The organism is Streptococcus sp. IsoGale021, assembly GCF_031142795.1.
GTDB lineage: Bacteria > Bacillota > Bacilli > Lactobacillales > Streptococcaceae > Streptococcus > Streptococcus hominis.
The window spans coordinates 184462-210918 of sequence record NZ_JAKZJH010000002.1 but is presented as its reverse complement, the minus strand read 5'-3'; the positions used below and the strand labels follow the sequence as shown (position 1 = coordinate 210918).

The 26457-nt window shown below is 38.8% G+C and carries 23 protein-coding genes; 21 read left to right on the top strand and 2 right to left on the bottom strand.

Translation table 11 applies throughout. The features are described 5' to 3' along the window. The first annotated feature begins 186 nt into the window (after positions 1–186). The 10 genes from RG565_RS02665 to RG565_RS02620 all read left to right on the top strand — a co-directional run bounded on the left by RG565_RS02665 (position 187) and on the right by RG565_RS02620 (position 9337). Positions 187–468: a hypothetical protein gene (locus RG565_RS02665; RefSeq protein WP_148131513.1), complete on the top strand. Its 282-nt coding sequence runs from the start codon at positions 187–189 to the stop codon at positions 466–468. 200 nt (positions 469–668) lie between these two features. Then, the gene (gene mobC, locus RG565_RS02660; RefSeq protein WP_247936660.1) at positions 669–1061 is read left to right on the top strand and encodes a plasmid mobilization relaxosome protein MobC; all 393 of its coding nucleotides are present in this window, start codon (positions 669–671) and stop codon (positions 1059–1061) included. Continuing rightward, complete coding sequence (locus RG565_RS02655; RefSeq protein WP_247936659.1) at positions 1052–2692, top strand: relaxase/mobilization nuclease domain-containing protein; 1641 nt, start codon at positions 1052–1054, stop codon at positions 2690–2692. Before mobC ends, RG565_RS02655 begins: the two co-directional genes overlap by 10 nt. 105 nt (positions 2693–2797) lie before the next feature. Further along, positions 2798–3382, top strand: coding sequence for a recombinase family protein (locus tag RG565_RS02650; RefSeq protein WP_150889205.1), 585 nt, complete (start codon positions 2798–2800; stop codon positions 3380–3382). 74 nt (positions 3383–3456) lie between these two features. Then, a complete protein-coding gene (locus tag RG565_RS02645; RefSeq protein WP_150889207.1) occupies positions 3457–3828 on the top strand; it encodes a hypothetical protein in 372 nt (123 codons plus the stop codon). Positions 3829–3958: 130 nt separating this feature from the next. Further along, positions 3959–5284 carry an ISLre2 family transposase gene (locus RG565_RS02640; protein WP_247936658.1) on the top strand — a complete coding sequence of 442 codons (1326 nt, stop codon included), beginning with the start codon at positions 3959–3961 and terminating at the stop codon, positions 5282–5284. A gap of 536 nt (positions 5285–5820) precedes the next feature. Further along, positions 5821–7059 (top strand): MFS transporter, encoded by a 1239-nt coding sequence (locus RG565_RS02635; protein WP_247936657.1) that lies wholly within the window; start codon positions 5821–5823, stop codon positions 7057–7059. 186 nt (positions 7060–7245) lie between these two features. Continuing rightward, positions 7246–8034: a LysR family transcriptional regulator gene (locus RG565_RS02630; protein WP_247936656.1), complete on the top strand. Its 789-nt coding sequence runs from the start codon at positions 7246–7248 to the stop codon at positions 8032–8034. Positions 8035–8128: 94 nt separating this feature from the next. Beyond that, positions 8129–8872, top strand: a complete 744-nt coding sequence (locus RG565_RS02625; protein WP_247936655.1) for a carboxymuconolactone decarboxylase family protein — start codon at positions 8129–8131, stop codon at positions 8870–8872. 24 nt (positions 8873–8896) lie between these two features. After that, positions 8897–9337, top strand: a complete 441-nt coding sequence (locus tag RG565_RS02620; protein WP_247936654.1) for a cupin domain-containing protein — start codon at positions 8897–8899, stop codon at positions 9335–9337. Between the two features lie 357 nt (positions 9338–9694). On the opposite strand, the gene RG565_RS02615 is transcribed toward RG565_RS02620, so the two are convergent. Next, the gene (locus RG565_RS02615) at positions 9695–10603 is read right to left on the bottom strand and encodes a LysR family transcriptional regulator (RefSeq protein ID WP_247936653.1); all 909 of its coding nucleotides are present in this window, start codon (positions 10601–10603) and stop codon (positions 9695–9697) included. A 194-nt stretch (positions 10604–10797) separates the two neighbouring features. On the opposite strand from RG565_RS02615, the gene RG565_RS02610 reads away from it, so the two are divergent. The 11 genes from RG565_RS02610 (at position 10798) to RG565_RS02560 (ending at position 24531) form a co-directional block, all read left to right on the top strand. Beyond that, positions 10798–11604 carry a dihydroorotate dehydrogenase electron transfer subunit gene (locus tag RG565_RS02610; RefSeq protein ID WP_195323098.1) on the top strand — a complete coding sequence of 269 codons (807 nt, stop codon included), beginning with the start codon at positions 10798–10800 and terminating at the stop codon, positions 11602–11604. A 9-nt stretch (positions 11605–11613) separates the two neighbouring features. Beyond that, on the top strand, positions 11614–12555 hold the full coding sequence (locus tag RG565_RS02605) for a dihydroorotate dehydrogenase (protein WP_247936652.1): 942 nt from the start codon (positions 11614–11616) through the stop codon (positions 12553–12555). Positions 12556–12747: 192 nt separating this feature from the next. After that, positions 12748–13443 (top strand): orotidine-5'-phosphate decarboxylase, encoded by a 696-nt coding sequence (gene pyrF, locus RG565_RS02600; protein ID WP_003035645.1) that lies wholly within the window; start codon positions 12748–12750, stop codon positions 13441–13443. Further along, positions 13436–13762, top strand: coding sequence for an inorganic diphosphatase (locus tag RG565_RS02595; protein WP_247936651.1), 327 nt, complete (start codon positions 13436–13438; stop codon positions 13760–13762). The genes pyrF and RG565_RS02595 overlap by 8 nt, the downstream gene beginning before the upstream one ends. A 10-nt stretch (positions 13763–13772) precedes the next feature. Next, positions 13773–14402, top strand: a complete 630-nt coding sequence (pyrE, locus tag RG565_RS02590; protein WP_003035668.1) for an orotate phosphoribosyltransferase — start codon at positions 13773–13775, stop codon at positions 14400–14402. Between the two features lie 175 nt (positions 14403–14577). After that, positions 14578–16107 carry a glycosyltransferase family 39 protein gene (locus RG565_RS02585; RefSeq protein ID WP_247936650.1) on the top strand — a complete coding sequence of 510 codons (1530 nt, stop codon included), beginning with the start codon at positions 14578–14580 and terminating at the stop codon, positions 16105–16107. Then, on the top strand, positions 16104–16319 hold the full coding sequence (locus tag RG565_RS02580; protein ID WP_106083644.1) for a YozE family protein: 216 nt from the start codon (positions 16104–16106) through the stop codon (positions 16317–16319). Before RG565_RS02585 ends, RG565_RS02580 begins: the two co-directional genes overlap by 4 nt. 75 nt (positions 16320–16394) lie before the next feature. Next, entirely contained in the window at positions 16395–17459 is a 1065-nt protein-coding gene (locus RG565_RS02575; RefSeq protein WP_247936649.1) for a PhoH family protein, read from the top strand. A 127-nt stretch (positions 17460–17586) separates the two neighbouring features. After that, the gene (locus tag RG565_RS02570; RefSeq protein ID WP_247936648.1) at positions 17587–18087 is read left to right on the top strand and encodes a GNAT family N-acetyltransferase; all 501 of its coding nucleotides are present in this window, start codon (positions 17587–17589) and stop codon (positions 18085–18087) included. A gap of 2 nt (positions 18088–18089) precedes the next feature. Continuing rightward, complete coding sequence (locus RG565_RS02565) at positions 18090–18416, top strand: TfoX/Sxy family protein (RefSeq protein WP_247936647.1); 327 nt, start codon at positions 18090–18092, stop codon at positions 18414–18416. A 520-nt stretch (positions 18417–18936) separates the two neighbouring features. Beyond that, on the top strand, positions 18937–24531 hold the full coding sequence (locus RG565_RS02560; protein WP_308937441.1) for a Cna B-type domain-containing protein: 5595 nt from the start codon (positions 18937–18939) through the stop codon (positions 24529–24531). 698 nt (positions 24532–25229) lie between these two features. On the opposite strand, the gene ald is transcribed toward RG565_RS02560, so the two are convergent. Further along, a complete protein-coding gene (gene ald, locus RG565_RS02555; protein WP_247936644.1) occupies positions 25230–26345 on the bottom strand; it encodes an alanine dehydrogenase in 1116 nt (371 codons plus the stop codon). Positions 26346–26457: the final 112 nt, after the last annotated feature.

The following is a 26457-nucleotide window of genomic DNA, read 5'->3' as shown; positions in this document are numbered from 1 at the left end:
AAAACATTAAATTTGACAAAAGACAAAACGAAAGAGAGTGTTTTTCATGAAAAGCTCAATCGTTTCAAAGAAAAACAATCTATTCAAGAAAAAAACAAAGAGCCAAAAAAAGCAAAGGGAATCTCGATTTAGTGTCCAGTCGGGGTTCTCGTAAACTAGCATTAGGACAGATAGAATACGGAGGAAATGATGATGACGGAAACAACACAGGGAATTTTGCTGACTTACCTTTTTGATAGTTTTGAGGTAAGCAACTGTAAAGAAAATAACCAGCTTAAAAATGCCAGCCGTAAAAAAATGATGGCAGTCATTAACCGAGATATGGTAGATATAGAAGAACTCGAACTGGATATTTTTGAAGATTATCAAAGAGCCTATGATGAACTTTCTCACCTGACAGATGAAGCTTATGAACAGGAAAGAGAAGAGATTCTCGGTTGGGAACCAACAGAGGAAGTCATCTTCTAACCAAAGAGCGAAGCGGCAAAAAGGGGCTTGGGGATTTCCCCAAAACTTGACACAAAACAACAGCTGTTTCTTGCAGGAAGTGGCTGTTTAGTTTTTGTCAACTATCGCAAGTGGGTACCCACTTGCTACGCTTGCCAGATGAAAAGTAAATGAGATCTGTAGGTACACAACTCAAATTTTAATCAAGAAGGAATACGTTAATGGTTGAACATGTAAATAGACACAGACCGATTCAGAAAAAAGTCTGGTTAAATGCAGATGAAGAAAAATATATCAAACGGAAAATGACAAACGCAGGCGTTAAAAATTTCTCTACCTATGCTCGAAAAATGATGTTGCTTGGAGCAGTTGTCAAAGTTGATTTGTCAGAATTAGTTGGAATCAAACAAGAAATCAATCGAATTGGGGTGAATATCAACCAGATTACTAAGTATGTTAATATTACTGAAACAATTTCTTTAGAAGAGCTAGAAGCTATTAAACTTGAACTGAAAGGGATCACTCAATTATTATCCTCAAAACTAAAAGAAATTAAAGGGCTGGAAAAAGAAAATAAGGATAAAGATAAGGAGAAAATAGAAACATGGTTGTGATTAAAGTCGCACAAATTAAAAAGCTTGACCGACTAAAAAGAGCCCTTGATTATATCACTCAAGAGACCAAAACACTTAGGATGATTGATAAGTCTACTTCAGTTGGAGAGTTTGATATTCGCTTAGAAGAAGAAAGTGTTAGTTTGCAATTGGTATCAGGTCACAACATCATAACACCGACAAATGCTTTTGATGAGTTTGTAATGACTAAATACTTGGCAGAGTTACAATCTGAAAATAAGGAATTGTCCGACTTACACAATGAAAAAAGAGTATTGGCCCATCATCTCATTCAGTCGTTTTCGCCAGAGGACAATTTAACACCAGAGCAAGTTCATGAAATCGGACGTAAGACAGCTTTAGAATTTACAGGTGGTGATTATCAATTTGTGGTGGCTACTCACATGGATAGAGGACATCTACACAACCACATTATTTTTAACACGACTAATGAGGTGACTCTAAAGAAATTTCGCTGGCAAAAAAGGACACGAAACAACTTGAAAGAAATTTCAGATAAAATATCAGACTTGTACGGTGCTAAGATTATCCAGTCCAACATGAAAAATTCACACAAGAAATATACAGCTTGGCAACAAGCCAACACTTTCAAAGTGGAGATTAAGAATCGTTTGGAATTTTTGCTGAAGCATTCTACCAGTCTGGAGGATTTTAAAGCTAAAGCAAAAGCACTTGATCTTAATGTTGATTATTCTGGAAAGTTTGTTAAATATCGTCTAACCGTTCCGCTTGATGGAAAACTCCAAGAGCGGAACACACGTGATGATATTTTGTCTAAACGTCGCAAATATAGTTTAGAGAATATTCTTAAACGTTTAGATCAGAATCAAGTAACCTTTGATTTATTAGAAATTAAAAATCGTTATCAGAAAGAAGAACAGGAGCGGTCATCTGACTTTGAAATAAAATTGGAAGTGGAAGATTGGCAGGTAAAACAAGAAACGTCACGTGGAATTTACCTTGAAATGGAATTTGGAGTGAATCAAACGGGTACTATCTTAATACCCGCTCGTCAGGTAGATAAGTTGGAAAATGGTTCCTATGAAATTTACTTGAAGCAAAAAGATTTTTTCTATTTTATCAATCCTGACCAATCACAAGATAACCGTTTTATGAGAGGTTCAACAGTTATTAAACAGCTATCTAAGGATAGCGGCGAGATGATTATGCGCAAAAATCCAAATATTTCTCGTATGGAAATGCTTGTTAAAGAGTTTAACTTTTTAGCAGCCAACAATGTGACAAATGGCGATCAGTTTCAGGCACTTCAAGCCAGATTTGACCAACAGCTCAAAGAGACGCAAGAAGAATTGAATAATTTAGATCAACGAATTGGTAATGTGAACAGAATTATTTCAGCTCTAATAGTTTATCAGGAAAGAAAGCCAGAAGGTGTTACCGCTGAGAAAATTCTGGAACAATTCAAGATTGATAAGACCACTAATCCGAAGATCTTGAATAAAGAGTTACAAGAAATTCAGGTGGAAAGAGAAGCACTACGTGAACATCTTGACCTAGTGATTAAGAACTATACAGACTATAAGGAAATCAAGGAGAGAGTGGAACAGCGTGAAAGAAATGAAGAGAAAAACCAACACAAGACAATATAAAAAAATAGGTCAGTAGGGTATACTCTATTGTCCTGCTTGTGTCTTATTGATTTTAGTGGATTTGTAAGGCGGACAATAGAGTTCGGCAAAATAAGGAGGTAGAAAATGGCTAAAATTGGCTATGCTAGAATCAGCGCTTCAGGCCAAAACCTGGCTAGGCAGCTGGAGCAACTGAAGCATGTGGATAAACTGTTTCAGGAGGCTATCAGTGGAGCAAGCAAAGACCGTCCACAATTACAAGTTATGCTGGAGTATATCCGAGAAGGGGATATAGTGGTCGTGACTGAGCTGGAACGGCTAGGAAGGAATAATAAGGAGCTGACTGAGGTCATGAATGAAATTCAGATCAAAGGGGCAACTTTGGAAGTTCTCAACCTCCCAACCCTTCGAGGGATTGAAGATGATAACTTGAGACGGCTATTGAATAACTTGATTTTAGAACTCTACAAATACCAGGCACAAGCTGAAAGAGAACGGATAAAGGAGCGTCAAGCACAGGGAATTGTCATTGCCAAAAATCAAGGTAAATATCGAGGGCGTAAATCTCTCTTTGCTAAAGATGATAGCCGTTTACAACACGCCTTTGAACTGTACTTATCAGGAATGTCGGATAAAGATGTGTCAGGTCTTACAGGGATTAACGAACGCACCTTTAGGCGCTATCGTGAGAAGTGGAATGTCAAGCGATAATTAGAAAACCAGACAGTCATTAAAAAAAGTTTATAATGAAAATGAATCTATTATACATGGAAAGGAAATAGACCATGGCACAGATCAATATCAAATTGACAGACGAGCAGAAGGAAGAAATTAGCAGAATTGCAAAAGAGAAAGGAGTGAGCATAACACAATTAGTTATCAATTCTATACTCAATAAAGAACAATTCTATACAGATAATGAAGATATAGAACGTAAAGAAAATAGTATAGAAAATACAGAAAATAATCTAGATAATAGTAAAGAAAATCTTCTATACAAAGAGTTATGTGAAGTATTGCAAGGGCAGCTAGCCCAAAAGGATATACAAATAGATCAATTACATAAAATCATCTATAACAAAGATACCTTACTTATAGAACAAGACACAAGAAAGAAACATTGGTGGGAATTTTGGAAAACTAATGATAAAGATTGATTCTATACTCTTTATATAAATTTTCTATACTGTATATAAACTGTTTATAGCTTTTCTGAAAGGGAAGGCTTTTTTCTTTGCCTTGATTTGCGGTATAATATATTTTTATTCTAGTAGAAGAGGTGAGTAGATGGATTTAGCAGTCTTAGACGAAAGAGATTTTTTTACTGCTTTACAAGAGAACAATCGCCAAACGTTCCTCAAAATGATTGAAAAATATGAGAGCTATATCGCCCCGATCATGAGAACTCAGGGCTTCAAGAGAATCAATCAGAAAGAACGGACTGTTATCTTTTCTTTTGGGGAGATGACTTTTTCACGGAGTAGGTGGAAGAAAGGGGATGTTGTCAGGATACCTGTTGATGAAAAGTTAGGACTTAAACCACGTGCCAGGTTCTCACAAGAACTCCTTTATCAGCTAACCACACTCTCTAACTTTATGCCATATCGTAAAGTGGTATCGGTGATGGAATTGCTGAAGAATATTTATATCACAAAAAATAGCGTTCAACGAGCGCTAGAGACAGCAGGGGGTCTCCTGAAAGAGCGGGACGAGTACCGAGTATTAGCAGTTCCTGAAGAGAAAAAGAGAATCAAACCAGAGATTCTATACGTAGAAGGAGATGGTGTTTGGGTGAAACAATCTCATCCTGAAACGGAGACCAAGTCCGTTGAATTAAGTCATTTTGTCGTTCATACTGGTAGCAAGAGAGGAAAAAGGAATGTTTTAAAAAATAAGATGGAAGTGGTTTCGACACAATACTATAAGGCGAAAGACAAACTCATTGACTTAATCTATAATCACTTTGAGATTACACCTAAAACACTCATTATCACCAATTCAGATGGCGGTCATGGTTATTCACCACATATTTTTCAAGACCTAGCAAGTGCTTTTAAACCCAAAGCTCATTTTCATTTTTGGGATGCTTTTCATGTGCATCAGGCTTTGAAAATCAACTTAACTCCTTTATCAGCAGAATTGACAGAAGAGGCTTTTAAGGCTATTAAGAAACGAGATAAAAGTAGGCTAAAGACTGTTTTAGATACTGCAGAATCTTTGATTGATTCGGATAACAAATTTGAGACCTTTGGTCGTTTCAAGAGGCAGCTGCTTAGAAATTTTCAGTACACGGTTACACCTGAACAGATGGGATTGAGTTCCAGGGGTATTGGGATTATGGAAAGTCAACACCGTAAAATTGCCTATCGAATGAAGAATAGAGGGATGTATTGGAGTAAAAAGGGAGCAGATACAATGAGTCGTACGATTCTTTTGAACCATACTGGCGAGCTAAGAGATCTCTTCTTTGGCAATTGGCGGACGGAGTACGAGAAAATACAAGAGATAGATGACACACAAAGAGAGCGTCTTACCACTTTTAGAAAAGCCCATCATGCTTTGCCGGATGTTCGTCCTTCTCGAAGAATTAAGAGTTATTTGTATAAGAAGTAGATTATAAAAACACTAAATCCCTTAAGATTTAGCGCTTTTGTGTACAATTTTAACATGAAATGCTTGCATTATTTGTAGGATATGGTATAATACAGCTATAGAAAAACACGAAGAAAAGGCGCTGAGTGCGACAACACTCAAACGCCCACCGATTAAACAAGTAGGGCTTGTTAATCAGTTTAGAAATATTGTAACATCAAAAGAGCAATAAATCAAGACTGAAACAGGAAAAAAAGTCCAAACGTTTCGGTCTTGATTGTCGTTCTCTTGATGATTTTTCATTTTCTCCCAAAAACAGACACATTCCTTTTTTTAAAATCTCTTGACAAATCTTTCAATCTATTTTATACTTAATACAATTAAATACAACTTTAATCATGTCCCGTGAGGCATAAAAGTAATCGTTAAAATGGATTAGTGCGCTAATCTACTATTTTACTGTAAACTTTTGGCTCAGGACTTCCTGAGCTTTTTGATTTTTAGGCTGTATTCAATTAATAAATGTAGTCTGTGAGCTACGATTAAGGAGAATGTGAATGTCTTTAGACAAAAATAATAAGCGAGCATTAGTTGCTGCAATTGTTGCATCAGGAACAGACGACTTAAATGTCATGTTCTTAGCTTTTTCGATGTCGTCTATCATTTCAGAATTGGGCGTTACAGGAGCCCAAGGGGGCTGGATTGCGACGATTACCAATTTAGGAATGTTGGTTGGAGGTTTGCTTTTTGGCATACTGGCTGATCGCTATCACAAGTTCAAAGTCTTTAAATGGACGATTGTTATTTTTTCATTGGCGACAGGACTGATTTACTTTACACAAAATATTTATTATCTCTATCTCATGCGTTTTATTGCTGGGATAGGCGTTGGCGGCGAGTATGGAGTTGCCATTGCGATTATGGCAGGGATTGTCCCTGTTGGAAAAATGGGACGCATTTCCTCTCTGAACGGAATTGCAGGTCAGATTGGTTCTATCACTTCAGCGCTGTTAGCAGGTTGGCTGGCACCGGCACTTGGCTGGAAAGGCCTTTTCCTCTTTGGACTTGCGCCTATTGCCTTGGTTTTGTGGATGATATTAGCGATTGACGATGACCATATTCGAGATAATGGCAATGTGAAATCAACAGCAAAAGAACGCCAGTCCGTTAAAATGAGTGAATTGTTTAAAACACCAGCTTTAACAGCTCAGACGGTAGCACTGATGGTTATGACGACGGTACAAATTGCTGGGTATTTTGGAATGATGAACTGGCTTCCAACGATTATCCAAACAAGCCTGCATATTTCTGTAAAAGATTCCTCACTTTGGATGGTCTCAACGATTTTGGGAATGTGTCTGGGAATGCTCACCTTCGGTCAAATCCTTGATAAATGGGGACCAAGATTTGTTTATTCAATCTTTCTTTTAGCTTCTTCCATGTGTGTTTATCTCTTCCAATTTGCTAATTCAATGCCAGCCATGATTGTCGGTGGTGCGATTGTCGGCTTCTTTGTAAATGGTATGTTTGCTGGTTATGGCGCGATGATTACGAGATTGTATCCAGCTCACATTCGCTCCACGGCTAATAATGTCATCTTAAATGTCGGACGAGCAATTGGAGGCTTTTCATCTGTAATTATTGGGAAAATTTTAGATGTTTCAAGTGTCTCAATGGTCATGATTTTCCTAGCAAGCCTTTATTTGATTAGCTTTGCTGCCTTGTGGACGATTAAGAATTTAAAAGCAGAACGTTACTCACAATTAGGAGAAGAATTAGTCGTAAAAGAAGCGTAATATACCAAGTTTTAATGAAAGTCTGTTCATTTGAATGACAGGCTTTTTGCATTTCATGATATAATGAAATCAGGCAAGTATAGGAGGGAATGGGATGAATTTTAAACAGCTGTCTTATTTTCAGGATATTGTTCGTACAGGAGTTTTACAGAAGCAGCAGAAGAAAATTTTATTTCGCAATCGGCCATGTCCCAACAGATGAAGTCGCTGGAAGAGGAGCTTGGTGTGACCCTTTTTGAACGAAAAAATCGCGGATTTCATTTAACGAGAGCTGGGAAATTTTTTTATCAAAAAAGTCAACGGTTGCTAGAAGATTATAACGGTTTGGTAGCTGATACACAAGTTTTGACAGGGATACAACCAGTTTCTATGCGGATAGGTCTATTGTGGGGGATGACAGAGAGCGTACTGCCCCAGATTTTAGCTGAATTCAAAGAGCGTTTTCCAAGTGTTCAGTTGGAAATCACGGTAGGAAGTCACGAAGAAATTGGTACAGCACTGCGCCAGCAAAAGTTGGATATGACCATTAGCGACCAGCGAAAAGCATTTTCTGGCAATTATGCGAATATTTGCTTAACTTCTTTCCCGCTTTATATCAGAATTGGGCAAACTCACCCCTTATCACAATCAAATTATGTTCAGATGAAAGACTTGCAGGCTTATTCAGCTTTGTTATTAGCCGTGAAAGGCCAGGAAAAGATAGAATCTGATTATTATCGAGACAATCTTGGCTTTCAGTCGGAATTTAATTTTGCTTATTCTCCAGAAGAAGTAGCATTGCAACTCATGGTTTCTACTGCTTATTTTCCATTTGAAAAAATGACTACTAAAGCAACTTCAAACCTTTATCACGAATTTCCTCTTTTGCAGAATCAGCAACCGATAGAGCGAGACTATTTTCTTTTTTATCATTTGGAGCATGCTCATCCTTACACAGAAGATTTTTTAGAAATTGCTAAACGTTATTTCAGATAAGTTTTTCTTATCTGATTTTTCTTATAATTCAAATTGATTTGTCAAAAGCAAAGCGATACAATACTAAATATAAAGAAGAAAGTGAGGAAATGTCATGGATATTGATAATAAAGTCTCTTTTCCGGATTTGCTAGGCTTATCTGAAACGGATCTAGAATTTGTTGCACTCTTTAAACAATTCGCTTTTCAGGAAGTGCCGAAAGACCTCCCCTTCTCATTAGATGAAAGAAGATATTACCTAGCCACTTTAGCTGTTTTAGTTGGCAGTCAAGGGCTTGAAGCTTATAAAGAGATTCTTCCCGTTGCTTTGGATAATGGGGTGAAAGCCGTGGAAGTCAAAGAATTGCTGTATCAAGCAGTTGCTTATCTAGGTCTTAGTCGTGTTTATGCCTTTTTCGTACCGACGAATACGATTTTTACCAATCAAGGAATTTCTCTTCCTTTGGCTAGTCAAAAAAATACGAAAAATCAAACTCGCTTAGAAGCTGGAGAAGAAGCTCAGAATGCAATTTTTGGCGACCAGATGAAGGGTTTTGCGACAAAGGGAGAGCCGGATGTACGCCATATTAACAAATGGTTGGTAGATAATTGTTTTGGTGATTATTATACTCGCTCTAGTCTTGATTATGCTGAGCGTGAATTGCTGACATTTTGCTATCTTTATTCTCAAGGGGGCTGTGAACCGCAGCTAAAAGGGCACATTGCAGCCAATCTTCGCTTAGGAAATGATAAAACGTTGTTAATTGCAGTCATCTCTGCTTGTATCCCTTATATCGGTTATCCGCGTACTCTAAATGCACTTAGTTGTATCAACGAAGTTGTAAATGCACAACAGTAAATTTATCACAAAGGAAGTAGAAAAATGAAATATCAAACAAAAGAAGCCTTTGATAAGGCAAATCATTTCGGACTTGGTGCATCAAATGATGCTTATGCTCAATACTTTATCGGTCAATCGTATTTAAATTCCCTCGGTGCAACAAAAGATGGTGTAATCGCCCTTCATAATGTCATTTTTGAGCCTGGCTGTCGAAATAATTGGCATATTCACCACGCTAGCAAGGGCGGTGGACAAATTCTGATTTGTACGGCTGGTGAAGGTTGGTATCAAGAAGAAGGTAAAGAAGCAGTCAGCTTATCTGAAGGCTCTGTAGTGATTATCCCTGCGAATGTAAAGCACTGGCACGGTGCGAAAAAAGATTCTTGGTTCAGCCATATAGCGTTTGGTGTTCCTGGGGAAGACTTGTCAAACGAATGGTGTGAAGCCGTTTCAGACGAGGAATATAATCAATTAAAAGATTAGAAGAAACAATCATCTCAAGAGCAAGTATTGCGGATTTGATTGTTTGTATCATAAAAGAACCGTCTTTATACAACTATGCTAGTCTAGGTATTTCAAAGTCAGGAACAGACGGCGACAGACCTATGTATTAAAGAAAACAGCACAAACCTATCGTAAGAAAGTTTATGCTGTTTTTAATTGCGTAATTTTATTCTATTTTAAATGATAGGATAACAGTTTCTCGCTACACATAAAAATGAAAATGCTAGAAAAAACTCCCAACGCGATACAATAAAGGTATTCAAGCCTATTGTAAAGCGATGGGAGAAAATATAGCATAAAAATTTCGTTGTTTATCACACATAAGATGATTATGGTTTACTTATCAAATTGAACTTCTTCTAACAAGTATTCAATGAATTTATCACCCATTTTAGACAAACTAGCTTTTTCGTGTTTGATATAAACCAGCTCAATAGGGTCATCAATATCTAGCGGAATGGAAACAATATTGTCACCGTTGAGATTGCTGTTGAGAATACCAGTTGCGATAGTGTAACCGTCAAGACCGATTAAAAGATTGAAAAGGGTTGCTCGGTCACTGACAACGATGGATTTTTTATGGTGTTCTTGGGATAGGATTTCTTCTGAAAAGTAAAAGGAATTGTGGGTTCCTTGATCGTAACTGAGGTAAGGAAAATCTTCTAGATCAGCTAATTGCACCAGTTTTTTCTTTGCTAGAGGATTGCTCTTACTGACAAAGATATGGGGCTGTGCGGTAAAGAGATGAGTGGCAATCAAGTGATTGTCATCTAGCATTTTGGAGAGGACATCGCGGTTGTAGCTGTTGAGAAATAGAACACCAATTTCACTACGGAAATTTTTGACGTCATCAATGATTTCCCAAGTTCGGGTTTCCCGCAGGAAGAGCTCGTACTTTTCCATGTCACTCTTTTTGAGCAGAGATACGAAAGCATTGACCACAAAGGCGTAGTGTTGTGAGGAAACGCTGAAAAGTTCTCGGTTAGCAACGGGATTTTTATAACGTTCTTCCAGCAGCTGGGTTTGCTCTACTACCTGACGAGCATAGGAAAGAAATTCCATGCCGTCCTTAGTCAAGGTAATGCCCTTGGGATTGCGGATGAAAATCTCAATAGCCATTTCATTTTCCAAATCACGCACAGCATTAGACAGACTTGGCTGGGTGATGAATAATTGTTTGGCAGCTTCGTTCATACTGCCCGTTTCGACGATTTTGATAATATAATGTAATTGCTGAATTCTCATAAGCCTATTTTATCACATTAGCATTGACAAAACACTTGTTAAGTTGTAAAATATGTTAAATTTAACCTTTAAGAAAGTCCAGCGAGGCTTCCAAGGTTTCAGGTGAAGGAAGAGTGGGAACAAGTCTGCTCTCTATTTTCGTGAGACCTTGCGTGTGTATGCGAGGTCTTTTTTGGTAAAGAAATGAGGTAGAAATGGTAAGTAGTTCGTGTAAGAAAAGATTTGGAAAAATCATGTTGGAGAAGATGAACATTGTGCATCAAGAGGAAATTGCTCCGCGAATTTTTGCTATGGATTTACAAGGGGAAATGGTTAGCCAGATGAAGGCTGGGCAGTTTCTACATATTCGAGTCCCAGATGATACAAAGCTTCTACGGCGACCTATTTCAATTTCAGAGATTGATAAAGAGAGAAAAATTTGTCGGATTATTTACAGGATAGAAGGGGCAGGCACAGAAATTTTTTCTAAATTGCAGAAGGGTTTTCAGTTGGATGTCATGGGTCCTCAAGGAAATGGGTTTGATTTATCTGGTTTGGACATTGAAGATACAGCCTTAATCATAGGAGGCGGTATTGGTGTTCCGCCCTTGCTGCAAGTAGCAAAAGAATTACATATCAAAGGGGTCAAGGTCACTTCAGTTCTTGGATTTGCAACAAAAGCCACCGTTATTTTGGAAGAAGAGATGAAAAAATACGGTCGTGTCATCGTAACAACAGATGACGGTTCTTATGGTCGCAAAGGCTACGTTTCTTCTGTTGTGAATGAATTGCCAGAAAGTTTTACAGCGGTTTATGCTTGCGGAGCTCCCGGCATGCTCAAATATGTTGATGAAACATTTCGTAGTCATCCGCGAGCTTACATTTCTATGGAGTCACGAATGGCTTGTGGAATGGGGGCTTGCTATGCTTGCGTACTTCATGTGATTGGTGAGGATCAATCAGTCAATAAGCGTGTCTGTGAAGACGGTCCCGTTTTTGAGACTGGTACAGTTTTGGTGTAGGAGGTGAACATGTCGAAAAATCGTTTAGCAGTTTCTCTTCCGGGATTGGAACTGAAAAATCCAATTATTCCAGCTTCGGGTTGTTTTGGTTTTGGTCAGGAATATGCCAAATATTATGATCTGGATGTGCTTGGCTCAATCATGATTAAAGCAAGCACGCAGAATCCTCGTTTTGGCAATCCGACACCGCGTGTGGCGGAAACACCAGCTGGTATGCTCAATGCTATTGGTTTGCAAAATCCTGGTGTAGATGTGGTGTTAGCAGAAAAGCTTCCTTGGCTGAATCAACATTATCCTAATCTGCCAATTATTGCTAATGTTGCTGGATTTTCCAATGAAGAATATGCTTTTGTCGCAGGAAAAATTTCTCAAGCACCAAACGTTAAAGCAATTGAACTCAATATTTCCTGTCCTAATGTGGATCATGGCAATGGAGGATTATTGATTGGGCAGGTGCCAGATTTGGCTTACAATGCCACGAAAGCAGCAGTTGAAGCTTCTAGTGTGCCGGTATATGTCAAATTAACGCCAAGTGTAGCAGACATTACCGAAATTTCTAAAGCTGTAGAAGCTGCAGGAGCAACAGGATTTACCATGATTAACACCTTAGTTGGTATGCGATTTGATTTGAAAAGTAGAAAATCAATTCTCGCAAATGGAACGGGCGGTATGTCAGGTCCTGCTGTTTTTCCCGTTGCCTTGAAGTTAATTCGTCAGGTAGCCCAATCCAGCAGTTTGCCAATCATTGGTATGGGTGGAGTAGATTCAGCAGAAGCAGCCATTGAAATGTTTATTGCGGGAGCATCAGCTATTGGTGTTGGTACGGCAAATTTCACAGACCCTCATGCTTGTCCTAATATCATTGAGAACCTACCTAAAGTTATGGATAAGTATGGCATTGAAAGTTTGGAAAGTCTGCGAGCAGAAGTCAAGGAAAATTTGCTTGCTTAATTGATATTTTACTTGACAAGAGATAAAGTAAATTATAAAATAATTGAAATAAAACCTTTAAAGAAGTCCAGAGAGGCTCCAAGGTACATACGGTTTAAAATGGCAATAAAATGCTGATTTTCGTGTAACCTTGCTCTCAGGCAAGGTTTTTCTTTATGATTATTACCAGTAAAAATAAGGAGATTATCCCCCATGCGTGAAGAACGTCCTATTATTGCCCTTGATTTTCCGTCATTTGATGATGTCAAGGAGTTTTTGGAGCATTTTCCAGAAGACGAAAAGCTCTATGTCAAAATCGGTATGGAATTTTTCTATGCCATTGGTCCGGAAATTGTGCATTATCTGAAAGGTTTGGGACACAGCATTTTCCTAGATTTGAAATTGCACGACATTCCAAATACAGTTCGTTCAGCTATGTCAGTTTTGAGAACCTTTGGGATTGATATGGTGACGGTTCATGCGGCAGGTGGCGTGGAAATGATGCGAGAAGCCAAGAAGGTTTTAGGTGATCAGGCAAAGCTCGTAGCAGTGACCCAGCTGACTTCTACCAGTGAGGAAGATATGCGGGATTGCCAAAATATCCAAACAACTGTTTCAGAATCTGTTGTCAACTATGCCTGCAAAGCTAAGGAAGCTGGACTGGACGGAGTTGTTTGTTCGGCTCAGGAGGTTAAGCTGATTAAAGCCGCAACATCAGAAGATTTTCTGTGCGTCACTCCAGGTATTCGCCCAGCTGGTTCTGAAATCGGGGATCAAAAACGGGTTATGACGCCGCAAGAAGCTCATCAAATTGGTAGTGATTACATTGTGGTTGGGCGTCCCATCACACGAGCAACTGATCCAGTAGCTGCTTACCGAGCTATAAAGGCGGAATGGGTGAATGGTTAGAAAAATTTATCGAGCAATCATTGATAGACCCATCGGTTATCAAGATAGTTTTGGAAATCGTTATCCTATCAACTATGGTTATATTCCGGATTTATTTGCTGGAGACGGCGAAGAACAAGATGTTTATATCATTTCGGAAAAAATACGAGAACCTTTGGAATCTTTTGAAGGAGAATTGATTGCTGTTATTCACCGACAAGATGATGTGGAGGATAAGTGGGTGCTGACCTCTACAAATGAGAATATTACCATAGAAGATATTAAAGAAAAGACATATTTTTTGGAACAATTTTTTGCTTCCACTATTGAATTATTGTAAAGGAGAAATCATGACTTTAGCAAAAGATATTGCCCGTGACTTACTGAAAATTGAGGCTGTTTACTTGAAACCGGAAGAGCCTTTCACTTGGGCGAGCGGTATTAAGTCTCCAATCTACACAGACAATCGTGTGACCTTAGCCTATCCGGAAACGCGAACCTTGATTGAAAATGGTTTTGTAGAGAAAATCAAGGCTGAATTTCCAGAAGTAGAAGTCATTGCTGGAACAGCGACAGCAGGTATTCCTCACGGTGCTATTATTGCAGACAAGATGAATCTGCCCTTTGCCTATATTCGTAGCAAACCAAAAGACCACGGTGCTGGAAATCAGATTGAAGGTCGGGTAAAATCAGGTCAAAAAATGGTCGTGGTTGAGGATTTAATTTCAACTGGTGGTTCCGTTTTGGATGCCGTTGCAGCAGCGAAGCGAGAAGGTGCAGACGTCATTGGAGTAGTGGCTATTTTCACTTACGAATTGCCTCGAGCAGAAAAGAATTTTTCAGATGCAGGTGTGAAACTAGTGACCTTATCTAACTATACTGAATTGATTAATCTGGCGGAACAAGAAGGCTATGTTTCAGCAGAAGGATTGGCCCTACTTGAGAAATTTAAGCATGATCAAGAAAATTGGCAGGGATAAGAAAGATGAATCTAATAGAACTAAGTAGGAAGTATCCTCAGGCAGAAGTTTGGGCACATCCAGATAAATTTAATGAAGAAAACGGACGTAGCAAGTAATTAGACGTTAAGCAGCAATCTGACGATTGTTGTTTTTTTAAATAGCGAAACACTGTAGATTTTGTTATAATATCCCTATGCTAAAAATGTACTCTTTTTTCTTTGGAATCTTGCAAAAAATCATGTTACTGATTGGCTTGCATTGGTTTTTTACTGCGATTAGTCATCTAGGGACAATTTCTAGTCTGGCTTTGATTGGAGTGGCGATACTAGCGTTTCTGGCTTATCGTTATCTAGAAAATGTTAAAAAATGCTACCACTACCTGATGAAGCACAAAGTTGCTATTATGATAGCGGTGATTGTATTTCAGCTAGCCATGCTTTTATCTGCTCAGTTGTTGATTCGGCGAGATGCAGCAGTTGTTTTTAACGGCGCTTTTAAGTACTTAAAAGAATCTTCTATTTCCAGTTATTTGACACGCAATCCGAATAATCTGTTTCTCTTTTTGTATGAGCGCTTTTTTTATAATATCTTTGGAAGTTCAGCTTTATGGATTTTGCAAGGGTTAAATATATTTTATGCCGATATAACGGCTCTCATTTTGTATAAGGGAATGAAAAAATATGTGAGCAAGCCCGCTGCTGATGTGACATTTAGTTTGTATGTCTTACTAGTTGGTTTTTCACCTTATTTTTATTCGATGTACACGGATATATGGCCTCTTCCGCTCATCGCTTTACAAATATTCTTACTTTTTGATTTATTTGGGCTTCAATGGCAGGATAAAAGGGTACTCTTCATAAAGACAATCGGATTGGGCTTGATAAGCGGACTTGCATTTCTGATTCGACCAACTGTGTTGATTGTCATTATGGCAGGTTTTATGTTGCTGTTTTTCAAAAAGGAATGGAAGAAATTTATCCTAATCTTTGTCACCTTTCTTTTATCATTTAGTATGGTTTCCCTTGGTGGAAGCTATCTCAAAGCGCATCAAACAGAAGTGACATTGATGCAAGGGAAAGGATTGTCAAAAAGTCCTCTGCTCTTTATCGACTTAGGGTTGACTTTTATTGGACACGATCAAGAAGACGTGAAAGAGGGCTTGCTTCAATATATTGATGTTGATGAGCGAGATCGGTACAATAATGGAATGTTCAAGCAAGAAAATGTCAAAAAAGAAATCAAGCGGCGTTTAAAAGAATATTCGTTTTTAGGATTTCTCAGTCATCTTTACTATAAGCATTCATTAGCTGTTTCAGAGGGAACTCTAGGCTGGTTGTATCGAGATGTGGAATATGAGAAAACGCCCTATATTTCCCCTCTTTATCCTTATACAAAACAGAATCCTGTGGCGCAGTTTATCAGAACCTATTTTCTGAGTGTGGATAAGAGTGAGTATCGGTATTATGAGATTGTGAAGCAAGTTGTTTGGATTGTGGTGAGTCTGGGACTTGTTTTTGCCTTGTGGAAATATCGTGCAAATGATAAATTGAATTGTATCAGTCTTGCAGTTTTTGGAGGTTTGTTGTTTTTGCTCATTTTTGAAGGTGGAAAGACGCGGTATTTGATTCAATTTTTACCCCAAATCATCATATTGTCTGCATTAGGTTTGACTGAATATTTACCAGATTGGTTAAAAAGTAAGAAAGGAGAAAAGATAGAATGAGAAAATCGTTTTACACTTGGTTGATGACGGAGCGTAATCCCAAAAGCAAAGCGCCCAAGGCAATACTCGCCGATTTAGTTTTTCATGAACCGACTTTTCCTAAGCATACGGATGATTTTGATGAAGTTAGCCGCTATTTAGAAGAGCATGCTGACTTTTCCTTTAATCTTAGCGATTTTGATGCGATTTGGGAAGAATATCAGGATCATTAGTTCAGAGAAGTGATAGAATTTTCCGAGTTACTTTGCTATAATATAGTAAATAATGTGAAGAAAGAGGTTCTTTGTTTGCAAGAACATTCAGTAGAAATTACCTTACAGCATCCGGATGATGCTTTTCATCTTTTTGGTTCCAATGAACGTCACTTGCGTTTAATGGAACAGGAGTTACAGGTAACCATTCATGCAAGGACGGAGGTTGTCCAGATTATCGGTAGCGAAGCAGCTTGTGAGGAGACTCGCCAGGTGCTTCAAGCTCTGCTAGTTTTGGTGAATCGCGGGATGACGATTGGGACGCCAGATGTAGTGACGGCTATTACCATGGTTAAAAATGGTGAGATTGATAAGTTTGTGGCTCTGTATGAGGAAGAAATTATCAAAGATTCTTATGGCAAGCCCATTCGTGTCAAGACCCTAGGGCAGAAAGTGTATGTCGATAGCATTAAGAATCATGATGTTGTCTTTGGGATTGGACCAGCAGGGACAGGGAAGACCTTTCTTGCGGTGACCTTGGCGGTGACAGCTCTCAAACGCGGTCAGGTCAAGCGGATTATTTTGACTCGCCCGGCGGTTGAAGCAGGGGAAAGTCTTGGTTTCTTGCCAGGAGATCTAAAAGAAAAAGTAGATCCTTATCTGAGACCCGTTTACGATGCACTCTTCCAAATTCTTGGGAAAGAACAGACTACGCGCCTTATGGAGCGAGAAATCATTGAGATAGCCCCTTTAGCTTATATGCGTGGACGAACATTGGATGATGCCTTTGTCATCTTAGATGAAGCGCAAAATACGACCATTATGCAGATGAAGATGTTTTTGACCCGACTTGGTTTTAATTCCAAGATGATTGTCAATGGGGATATTAGTCAGATTGACTTGCCGAAGAACAGTAAATCAGGTCTCATTGATGCGACAGAGAAATTGAAAAATATCAAGCAAATTGATTTCGTTTACTTATCAGCCAAGGACGTTGTGCGTCATCCTGTGGTGGCAGAGATTATCCAAGCTTATGAACATTCTACTGAAATGGCGCATCATCATTTTTCTAAAGAAGAGAATTCAAGTTTAGCTAGCCACGAAATCGTCGGCGAGCCAGTCAAGGAATCAGAAGATAATGAAGGGATATCTCTTGACTAATCTGAACAAGTTGCACACGACTAATTTTGGGGAAGTACGCTTGCAAAAGAATCTGCTACGTGACTGATGGCTATCAATGCATCTTCCTATGTCATAATCACAGGACACAGAAAGTAAGAATTAAAAAATGATTGACCAACTATCTAAGTATTACAGCTGTAGAATACTAACTGAAAAGGATATTCCAAGTATTTTATCTTTATATGAAAGCAATCCTCTATATTTTCAGTATTGTCCACCAAAGCCAAATTTGGCAAGTGTAAAAGAGGACATGCTTCGTCTACCTGAAGGTAAAGCTAAGGCTGATAAGTTTTATGTTGGCTTTTGGGATAGCTCTAACCTTGTAGCTGTTATGGATTTTGTCTATGCCTATCCTGATGAGGAGACAGTTTTTATTGGTCTATTTATGGTTAATCAGACCTATCAAGGGAAAGGTATTGGCAGCCAGATTGTGACAGAAGCGCTAACCTATTTTGCTAAAAACTTTCGAAAAGCACGTTTGGCTTATATCAAGGGGAATCCACAATCTCAGCATTTTTGGAAAAAGCAGGGCTTCAAACCAATTGGAAGTGAGGTCAAGCAAGAACTCTATACGGGTGTTATCGTCGAACAGAGCTTAAGAGGTTAGAAATGGCATCAAGTAAAAACTATTTGGAATTTGTTTTGGAGCAATTATCGGGATTAGATGATGTGGCTTACCGTTCTATGATGGGAGAGTATATTCTTTACTTCCGTGGTAAGATTATTGGTGGTATTTATGATAATCGCTTTTTAGTTAAACCTGTGCAAGCAGTCTTAGATAAGATTGACCAACCTTCGTTTGAGTTTCCATACGAAGGTGCCAAAGAAATGATTTTAGTGGAAGACCTTGATAATAAGGTGTTTCTAGAAGATCTGATTTTAGCTATGTATGATCAACTGCCGCTACCTAAACCTAAAAAGAAAAAGCAAATGTGAACAAAGCAACAAAGAAGCCTGCTAAGGGCTTTTTTGTTATGGCTAAAAAAGGAAACCAATTTACCAGATATAGCTCCGAATTTAAATGATAGGTGGTGGAAGATTACCCCAGTGGATAAAACGTGGAAATGCATTTTTTATCTTATCAAAGTTTCAAAAGCTAAAAACATTTCGCTTGATGACTTTGAAGAGGTTGTTGCTAGTCTCTAGCTTAGCGTTGGGGTATGGGAGTTCAAGAACGATGTTAGTATTGTTTTGACCTTTCAGAAAGTTCATAATCTCCAGTGGACTTACTCGTTGTATGAATTTTATAGCACTTTTATTGTTTTGTTTCGTGAAATAGTCTTAATTACTTTATTCTTATCATAATAAAAATAAATCAAAGGGTGACAATCTGTCAAGAAAACTTCCTTAAAAGATATGTTTTTTTTAACTGATTTGAAGTATAATAGTAATTGTAGTATAGTATTGAAATTTATACTATTAGCTTATAAAAAATTAGAAAAAGGAGAAATTTATTATGAAGACAAAGAAGTGGATAATTTTCTTTTTATCTTTATTCACGGTCTTTACTGTTATAGGTTTCTGGAACGTCCAGCGGGTTTCTGCTGCTGACGTTACCAATAAAGCCCATTTCGAGGACTTGAAGATTACTATCGCATCTACAGGAAGTGAGACTGAAGGAATTCATGGTTCAAACGATACTTTGATGAAATTGAAATATTCAGGTAAATTCTCATTTCCCAATGTGGCAGCTAATGAAATCAAGAATGGTGATTACTTTATCGTAAAGGCTCCAGATAACTTGAGTTTGACAGATAGTAGTCTGGATCTCATCGATAAAAATTCAAATACAAAGATGGGGACTGTGAAGGTAGAAAGTGCCAACCATCGTCTTGTCTTTACTTTCAATGAAGCAGTTCAGGGGAAACAACATATCCGTGGGGACTTTGTTGCAGAAGCAACTGAAACGCTCCAAAAAGAAGGGAAAACGGTTACCTATGTTTTACCAGGTGGTAAAAAACAGACCATCACGTATAAAGTGAATAAATATGAAAAGACTGACGTGATTGGAGAAACTATTGCAAAGTACGGTTATAACGATGACAAGAAGGCGAGAGCACATTTTCAAATGAAAATTAATCGCGCTAAGCAAGATATGACCGGACATGTGGTGAAGATTACAGATGATGTCTCAAAGGGAGCCTTCGCTAGCTACATAGAAAGTACTTTCTCTCTGCATGAAGCGGAATTTGAGACGACGAATACGAATTCGTCTGCTCTTAAAAAAATGGGTAAGAGTTATGATATCACAACCGATCCGAATGTATACAAGGCTGACTCAGATAACAAAGCTTTACTAACCTTTGTCAATGGGAAACGTGGGTTTGAATTGCTCATGCCGAAAAATATGGGAACAAAGAGCTTTTTCTTAACGTATGATACGTCCTCACCAGCAGATACTTCAACGATAAGTAACTCAGCGCAGTACTTGATTGATAACCAACCACAACTTATTTGGAAACAATACGGAGGTAGTATTGGAACCAGAACAGAAGCAACGTTTAATGTAAAGACGGTTAAATCTGTAGGTGCAACTGTTACTGCTGATATTGCTGGAAAGATCAAAATCACAAAATTCGACGAAGCTGATGCAAATGTTAAGTTGAAAGATGTTGTTTTTGAAATTCGTGATAAAGCTACTAATCAATTAGTCGATACAGTTAGGACTGATGCGAATGGGATTGCCGTTTCAAATCATCTTAGTGATGGTGAGTATATTGTTAAAGAAAAAACTCCGAAACCAGGCTATCAGGTAAATAGTCAAGAGTTTGAAGTTGAGATGAAACAAGGAAAAGGTGTTCCGATCAACATCTCTAATAAACGTGTGACAGTTGATTTTAAAGCAACCAAGACTTGGGTAGGCGGAAAATCCGTAGATCATAAGAAAGTTAAGCTCGGCTTGTATGTCCACAAGAAAGGACAAACTGTTGCAGATTCAAAACCTGTCTCAGGGAACTATACTCCTGAGGTAACTGAGTCCAATGGTGTTTATACTTACGAGTGGAAAAATCAACTACCTAAGTACGATGTAGATGGAACCACAGAGTTAGTCTACTCTGTTCGTGAGCTTCAAGATACTACTGAACTCCCTTTGAAAGAAGGAGAGAAAGTCGCATCTAACGATCATAACTACGTCGTCTCTTACAATGCAGACAAGACACAAGTAACCAACACTTATGAGGTTCCAAAAACAAAAGTAACTGCTAATAAGGTCTGGACTGGTGGTAAGGCTGATGCCCGTCCAAAATTCTATTTCAAACTGTATCGTACATTAGAAGGTGAAACTGAGGAAGCTGTGGCTGATGCTGAGAAGAAAGAAGTTCCAAAGACAGATGGAACTGTTGAATGGACCAATCTTCCTGCGACAGATGCAAATGCTAAGAAGTACACTTATAGTGTTAAAGAAGTAGATGCTCAGGAAAAACCAGTCACTACCGTAGGCGGCTACACAGCCAATCAAACAGATGCTACGACTGTCACAAATACATATAAATTATTACCAACTAAAACTGATATCTTCGTTGATAAAGAATTGACTGGTAATCGTCCGACTCCTCTTCAAGCAGATGAATTTGAATTCATCTTGAAAGATGAGAAAGGAACCGAAGTTCAACGCGCTAAAAATGATGTCAATGGTCATGTTGTCTTCAAGGATATTCCTTTCGACAAGGAAGGACAGTACAAATTCACTATTGTTGAAGCTCATGCTGGTCAAACGATTAACGGTGTGACTCACGATTCAAGAAGTGTTCACGTCACCGTTTCTGTGTATGATCCTGGACAAGGTAAACTTGTTGCAACACCTCTTTATAACCAGATTTCTGCTTTAATGGCTCCTTTTGCGAATTTCGCAAGTTCTGACTCATTGCTTCCTCCTGGAGCCATTTCTGTCATTGATAATGGTGGAATTCAGAAATTCGTAAATACTTATAAAGCAACTAAAGTGAAAGTTCCTGTTGCTGCAACGAAAACGTTGATCAATAAGAACACAAATGAACCGATTCAGCTTCAAGGTGACGAGTTTGAATTCACTTTGACTGACTCAAACGGTGTGGTTCAAGATACTAAGAAGAATGACAAGGACGGAAAAGTTAAGTTTAAAGAGTTGACCTTCAATGAAGCAGGCACTTATACTTATAAGATTGCTGAGAAAGCGGGTAATGCTACAGGTATCAAGTACGATACTAAAACCATCACAGCCACAGTGACTGTAGCGGACAATGGTAAAGGTGTCCTTAAAGCAACTGTTGCTTACGACGATGAAAAAGCATTCGAGAATACCTACACTCCAGCAGGTACTACATCAGTTACTCTTGGAGCGAAGAAAGTTCTAAAAGATAAAGCGCTAGAAGCAGGTAAGTATAGTTTTGTTCTAAAAGAAGGTGACACAGTCCTTCAAACAGTCACTAATGAAGCAAATGGCGATATCTCATTTACCCCATTGACTTACGACGAAAATCAAGTTGGTACACATAAGTACACCGTTTCAGAAGTTTCTGGAAATGAAGCGGGAGTAACTTATGATTCAACGGTTTACGAAGTAGAAGTCAAGGTTGAAAAAGTCAGTGCTACTGAATTAAAAGCAACCGTTTCTAAACAAGCCAGTGACCTTGTCTTCACGAACAAATACACGCCAGCTAAAACACAAATTCCAGTGAAAAAAGTCTGGAATGATGCCGACAACCAAGATGGCAAACGCCCAGCTTCTATCACAGTAAAACTCCTCGCAGATGGCACGGATACTGGAAAAACACTTGAATTGTCAGAAGCAAATGGCTGGGCAGGTAGCTTCACAGATTTAGATGCAGATAAAGGCGGAACTCCGATTGATTATAAAGTAGTTGAAGTTAGCTCAGTAGCTGGTTATACAAGTGAAATCAGTGGAGATGCAGCAACTGGCTTTACAATCACGAACAAATATACTCCAGAAACGATTGACATTAAAGCCACAAAGAACTGGGATGATGCCAATAACCAAGATGGCAAACGTCCGAAATCGATTACGGTCAACCTCTTGGCCGACGGTGAAAAAGTGGCTTCCAAAGAAGTGAAAGCGGCAGCTGACGGCACTTGGTCTACAGTCTTTACAAAACTTCCTAAATTCAAAGCAGGCAAGGTGATTAAATATAGCCTGACCGAAGAAGTCGTTTCTGAATACACCAGCGAAATCAATGATTTCAATATTACCAACAAATACACACCAAAAATGATTGATTATCAAGTGACGAAGACTTGGAATGACAATAATAACCAAGATGGCAAACGTCCAGACCATATCACGGTTCACTTGATGAAGACAGTTGGCGGTGTGACTACCGAAGTTGAGAAATATGATATCAAAGTCGCAGAAGCAGATCCAGCGAATGGCAATGTTTGGAAACATACCTTTACTAATCTTCCAAAATACGAAACAGGTCAAGAAATTGTCTATTCTGTTAAGGAAGATGCCGTAGCAGGATATGAAACATCTATCAAGGGTCAAGAAATCACAAACACCCATGACCCAGAAACAATCGTCATTTCTGGTAAGAAAGTCTGGGAAGATGCTAACAACCAAGACGGCAAGCGAACAAAAACAGTCAAGGTTCAAATTCTGAAAGGCGGCACAATCGTTGATGAAGTTGAAACTTCAGAAGAAAAAGGTTGGGCATTTGAATCCAAACCATTACCGAAGTATGAAAACGGTAAAGAAATTGTCTATAAGGTTCAAGAAGTTGCCGTAGAATCTTACAAATCAGAAGTTGAACCATCTGGAAACAATCAATACACAATTACCAATAAGCATACTCCAGAAAAGGTAAACTTGACAGGTCAAAAGACTTGGAATGACAGTAATAACCAAGACAGAAAACGTCCTACTGAAATCAAAGTTCGTTTATTGGCAGATGGAAAAGACACAGGTAAAGTAGCAACAGCGAGCGAAGCAACTGATTGGAAATACAGCTTTAAGGATTTGGATGGTTACAAAGCTGGAAAAGAAATTGTTTATTCTGTTGAGGAAGTAGATGTACCAAAAGGCTATACCTCTAAAGCAAATGGCATGAATCTTGTCAACAGCTACACTCCAGCTACTACTTCAGTCAGCGGTCAAAAGATTTGGGACGATGATAATGACCAAGATGGTCTTCGTCCAAAAGAGATTCAAGTAAGATTGCTTGCAAATGGCAAAGATACGGGCAAAGTAGCGACAGCAAGCGAAGCAACTGGATGGAAATACAGCTTTGAAGGTTTGGATCGTTACAAAGCTGGAAAAGAAATTGTTTATTCTGTTGAGGAAGTAGATGTACCAAAAGGCTATACCTCTAAAGCAAATGGCATGAATCTTGTCAACAGCTACACTCCAGCTACTACTTCAGTCAGCGGTCAAAAGATTTGGGACGATGATAATGACCAAGATGGTCTTCGTCCAAAAGAGATTCAAGTAAGATTGCTTGCAAATGGCAAAGATACGGGCAAAGTAGCGACAGCAAGCGAAGCAACTGGATGGAAATACAGCTTTAAGGATTTGGATCGTTACAAAGCTGGAAAAGAAATTGTTTATTCTGTTGAGGAAGTAGATGTACCAAAAGGCTATACCTCTAAAGCAAATGGCATGAATCTTGTCAACAGCTACACTCCAGCTACTACTTCAGTCAACGGTCAAAAGACTTGGGAAGATGACAATGACAAAGACGGTCTTCGTCCAAAAGAGATTCAAGTAAGATTGCTTGCAAATGGCAAAGATACAGGCAAAGTAGCAACAGCAAGCGAAGCAACTGGATGGAAATATAGTTTTGAACAACTTGCCAAATATGAAGCAGGTAAGGAAATCACTTATACGGTGGAAGAAGTTGCGGTACCGAAAGGTTACACACCGAAGGTAGATGGTATGAATATCACGAATCGTCATACACCAGAGAAGCCACAAATTCCACAAACCCCACCAAGTACACCAGAGAAATCGAAGAAGAAAATTCTCCCTTCAACAGGTAGTCAAAATTCATTCTTTGCATTACTTGCAGGTCTGTTCACCTTAAGTGGAGCTGCTTACTTGTTAAAGAAGAAGGCGTAATTCTATCATCAGATAGAACAATGAAAGTCCATTAGAGAAATCTAGTGGGCTTTTTCAGGCTCATTGTCAACTGTAGTGGGTGACTAGATCTAAGATCGAGAGAGGGACAAAGTTCTCTCTTTTTGCTTGTTTTCACTCTGAAGCGACAGGGAGGCTACCAAGAGGGTCAGAAGGGAGCCAATAAAAGAAAGAATAGCGATTAGCAGTCCAAAGCTTCTTCGTTCATGATACTCTAAAGAGGTAAGAACAAGGAAGGAGAAGGAAATGGAGTTCAAGGAGTTGTATAGGAAGGTAAGGGGGATTGTTATAATAATGCTTTGTGTGAAAATTTCCTCTCACACTTCAAAAGTAAGTCCTTATGGTTACATCCACCGTTAGACAGAGAGGAACTGCTCAACCAAATCAAAAGTTAGACTGGTATAATAATGATAGACCATAAGAAAGATTAAAAGGTATGACTCCTAGGGAATATCAGGAGTCATACCTTTTAACAGTTACTTTTTTATCTGTCCATTTTAGATGGGGATTGACACCAAGAGTTTTTTATTATACAGACTCAATTTTTATATAAAAAGAGTCTAAGACACTATTTTTCTCAGACTCAAATTGTTCTTATAATAAAAGCAATGGTAGGTGATTATACAAAGCATTACTTTGAGGTGGTGGGTAGGACTTGGCGAAGCCATCCTTTTCGAAATTTATACTAATAAATTATTGATATCTGTGTAGTCACGATTAAGCCCTTCTGCAACGGGTTGGCTAGTGAGATAACCTTTATAAGTAGTAACTCCTTGTTGTAGACCCAAATCATCTGCAATAGCTTGTTCAAACCCTTTGTCCGCCAAAGCTTCAATGTAAGGAAGTGTTACATTTGTTAAAGCAAGAGTTGATGTGCGAGCAACAGCACCAGGTATGTTGGCAACTGCATAATGAAGCACGCCATGTTTTTCATAGACAGGTTCATCGTGAGTGGTTACACGATCAGCAGTTGCAACAACTCCACCTTGGTCAACGGCTACATCCACAATAACAGATCCAGGTCGCATTTTACTGACCATTTCATCAGTAACGAGCTTGGGAGCTTTGGCACCAGGGATTAATACTGCTCCAATCACTACATCGGCCTCTTTGACACTTTCAGCAATATTGAAAGAATTAGACATAAGGGTCTGGATTTGGTGGCCAAAAAGGTCTTCGAGTTCGGACAGGCGTTTAGCGCTGATATCAAGAATAGTGACCTGCGCTCCCAGTCCTAAAGCGATGCGAGCTGCGTGTGTTCCAACAACGCCCCCTCCAATGATAGTGACTTTTCCTTTAGGAACACCTGGCACACCGCCCAGTAGTACACCAGAACCACCTTCTTGTTTGGTTAGAAAGTGAGCTCCAATCTGTACAGCCATACGTCCTGCCACTTCACTCATGGGCACAAGCAAGGGGAGATGCCCCTCTTGGTCACGAACGGTTTCGTAAGCAATCCCTGTTGTCTTGCCCCCAATCATCGCATCGGCTAATTCAGGCGCAGCAGCCATGTGCAGATAGGTGAAAAGCAAGAGGTCATCACGTAAGAGGCCGTATTCAGCAGCTAAGGGTTCTTTGACTTTGACAACTAGATCAGCTGTCCAAGCTTCGGCTGCAGTTGTAACAATTGTCGCTCCCTGTGCTTTGTAGTCAGCGTCTGTAAATCCAGAACCAAGACCAGCTTTGGTTTCAACCAAAACCTGATGACCTTTTTGGACGAGACTGTGAACGCCAGCTGGTGTTAAAGCAACACGATTCTCATTGTTTTTAATTTCTTTTGGAATACCGATTAACATAGATTTACTCCTTTTTTGAGATGTTTTTATTGTATATGAAAACGTTTTAAAAATCAAGAAAAAATTAGAAAACATTGATTTCAGTGAGTATTTATGTTATGCTATGAGGCAA

Bases quoted from the DNA above. Each gene is read 5' to 3' on its own strand.
- RG565_RS02665 (WP_148131513.1), top strand. From the start codon at position 187: ATGATGATGACGGAAACAACACAGGGAATTTTGCTGACTTACCTTTTT.
- mobC (WP_247936660.1), top strand. From the start codon at position 669: ATGGTTGAACATGTAAATAGACACAGACCGATTCAGAAAAAAGTCTGG.
- RG565_RS02655 (WP_247936659.1), top strand. From the start codon at position 1,052: ATGGTTGTGATTAAAGTCGCACAAATTAAAAAGCTTGACCGACTAAAA.
- RG565_RS02650 (WP_150889205.1), top strand. From the start codon at position 2,798: ATGGCTAAAATTGGCTATGCTAGAATCAGCGCTTCAGGCCAAAACCTG.
- RG565_RS02645 (WP_150889207.1), top strand. From the start codon at position 3,457: ATGGCACAGATCAATATCAAATTGACAGACGAGCAGAAGGAAGAAATT.
- RG565_RS02640 (WP_247936658.1), top strand. From the start codon at position 3,959: ATGGATTTAGCAGTCTTAGACGAAAGAGATTTTTTTACTGCTTTACAA.
- RG565_RS02635 (WP_247936657.1), top strand. From the start codon at position 5,821: ATGTCTTTAGACAAAAATAATAAGCGAGCATTAGTTGCTGCAATTGTT.
- RG565_RS02630 (WP_247936656.1), top strand. From the start codon at position 7,246: ATGTCCCAACAGATGAAGTCGCTGGAAGAGGAGCTTGGTGTGACCCTT.
- RG565_RS02625 (WP_247936655.1), top strand. From the start codon at position 8,129: ATGGATATTGATAATAAAGTCTCTTTTCCGGATTTGCTAGGCTTATCT.
- RG565_RS02620 (WP_247936654.1), top strand. From the start codon at position 8,897: ATGAAATATCAAACAAAAGAAGCCTTTGATAAGGCAAATCATTTCGGA.
- RG565_RS02615 (WP_247936653.1), bottom strand. From the start codon at position 10,603: ATGAGAATTCAGCAATTACATTATATTATCAAAATCGTCGAAACGGGC.
- RG565_RS02610 (WP_195323098.1), top strand. From the start codon at position 10,798: ATGGTAAGTAGTTCGTGTAAGAAAAGATTTGGAAAAATCATGTTGGAG.
- RG565_RS02605 (WP_247936652.1), top strand. From the start codon at position 11,614: ATGTCGAAAAATCGTTTAGCAGTTTCTCTTCCGGGATTGGAACTGAAA.
- pyrF (WP_003035645.1), top strand. From the start codon at position 12,748: ATGCGTGAAGAACGTCCTATTATTGCCCTTGATTTTCCGTCATTTGAT.
- RG565_RS02595 (WP_247936651.1), top strand. From the start codon at position 13,436: ATGGTTAGAAAAATTTATCGAGCAATCATTGATAGACCCATCGGTTAT.
- pyrE (WP_003035668.1), top strand. From the start codon at position 13,773: ATGACTTTAGCAAAAGATATTGCCCGTGACTTACTGAAAATTGAGGCT.
- RG565_RS02585 (WP_247936650.1), top strand. From the start codon at position 14,578: ATGCTAAAAATGTACTCTTTTTTCTTTGGAATCTTGCAAAAAATCATG.
- RG565_RS02580 (WP_106083644.1), top strand. From the start codon at position 16,104: ATGAGAAAATCGTTTTACACTTGGTTGATGACGGAGCGTAATCCCAAA.
- RG565_RS02570 (WP_247936648.1), top strand. From the start codon at position 17,587: ATGATTGACCAACTATCTAAGTATTACAGCTGTAGAATACTAACTGAA.
- RG565_RS02565 (WP_247936647.1), top strand. From the start codon at position 18,090: ATGGCATCAAGTAAAAACTATTTGGAATTTGTTTTGGAGCAATTATCG.
- RG565_RS02560 (WP_308937441.1), top strand. From the start codon at position 18,937: ATGAAGACAAAGAAGTGGATAATTTTCTTTTTATCTTTATTCACGGTC.
- ald (WP_247936644.1), bottom strand. From the start codon at position 26,345: ATGTTAATCGGTATTCCAAAAGAAATTAAAAACAATGAGAATCGTGTT.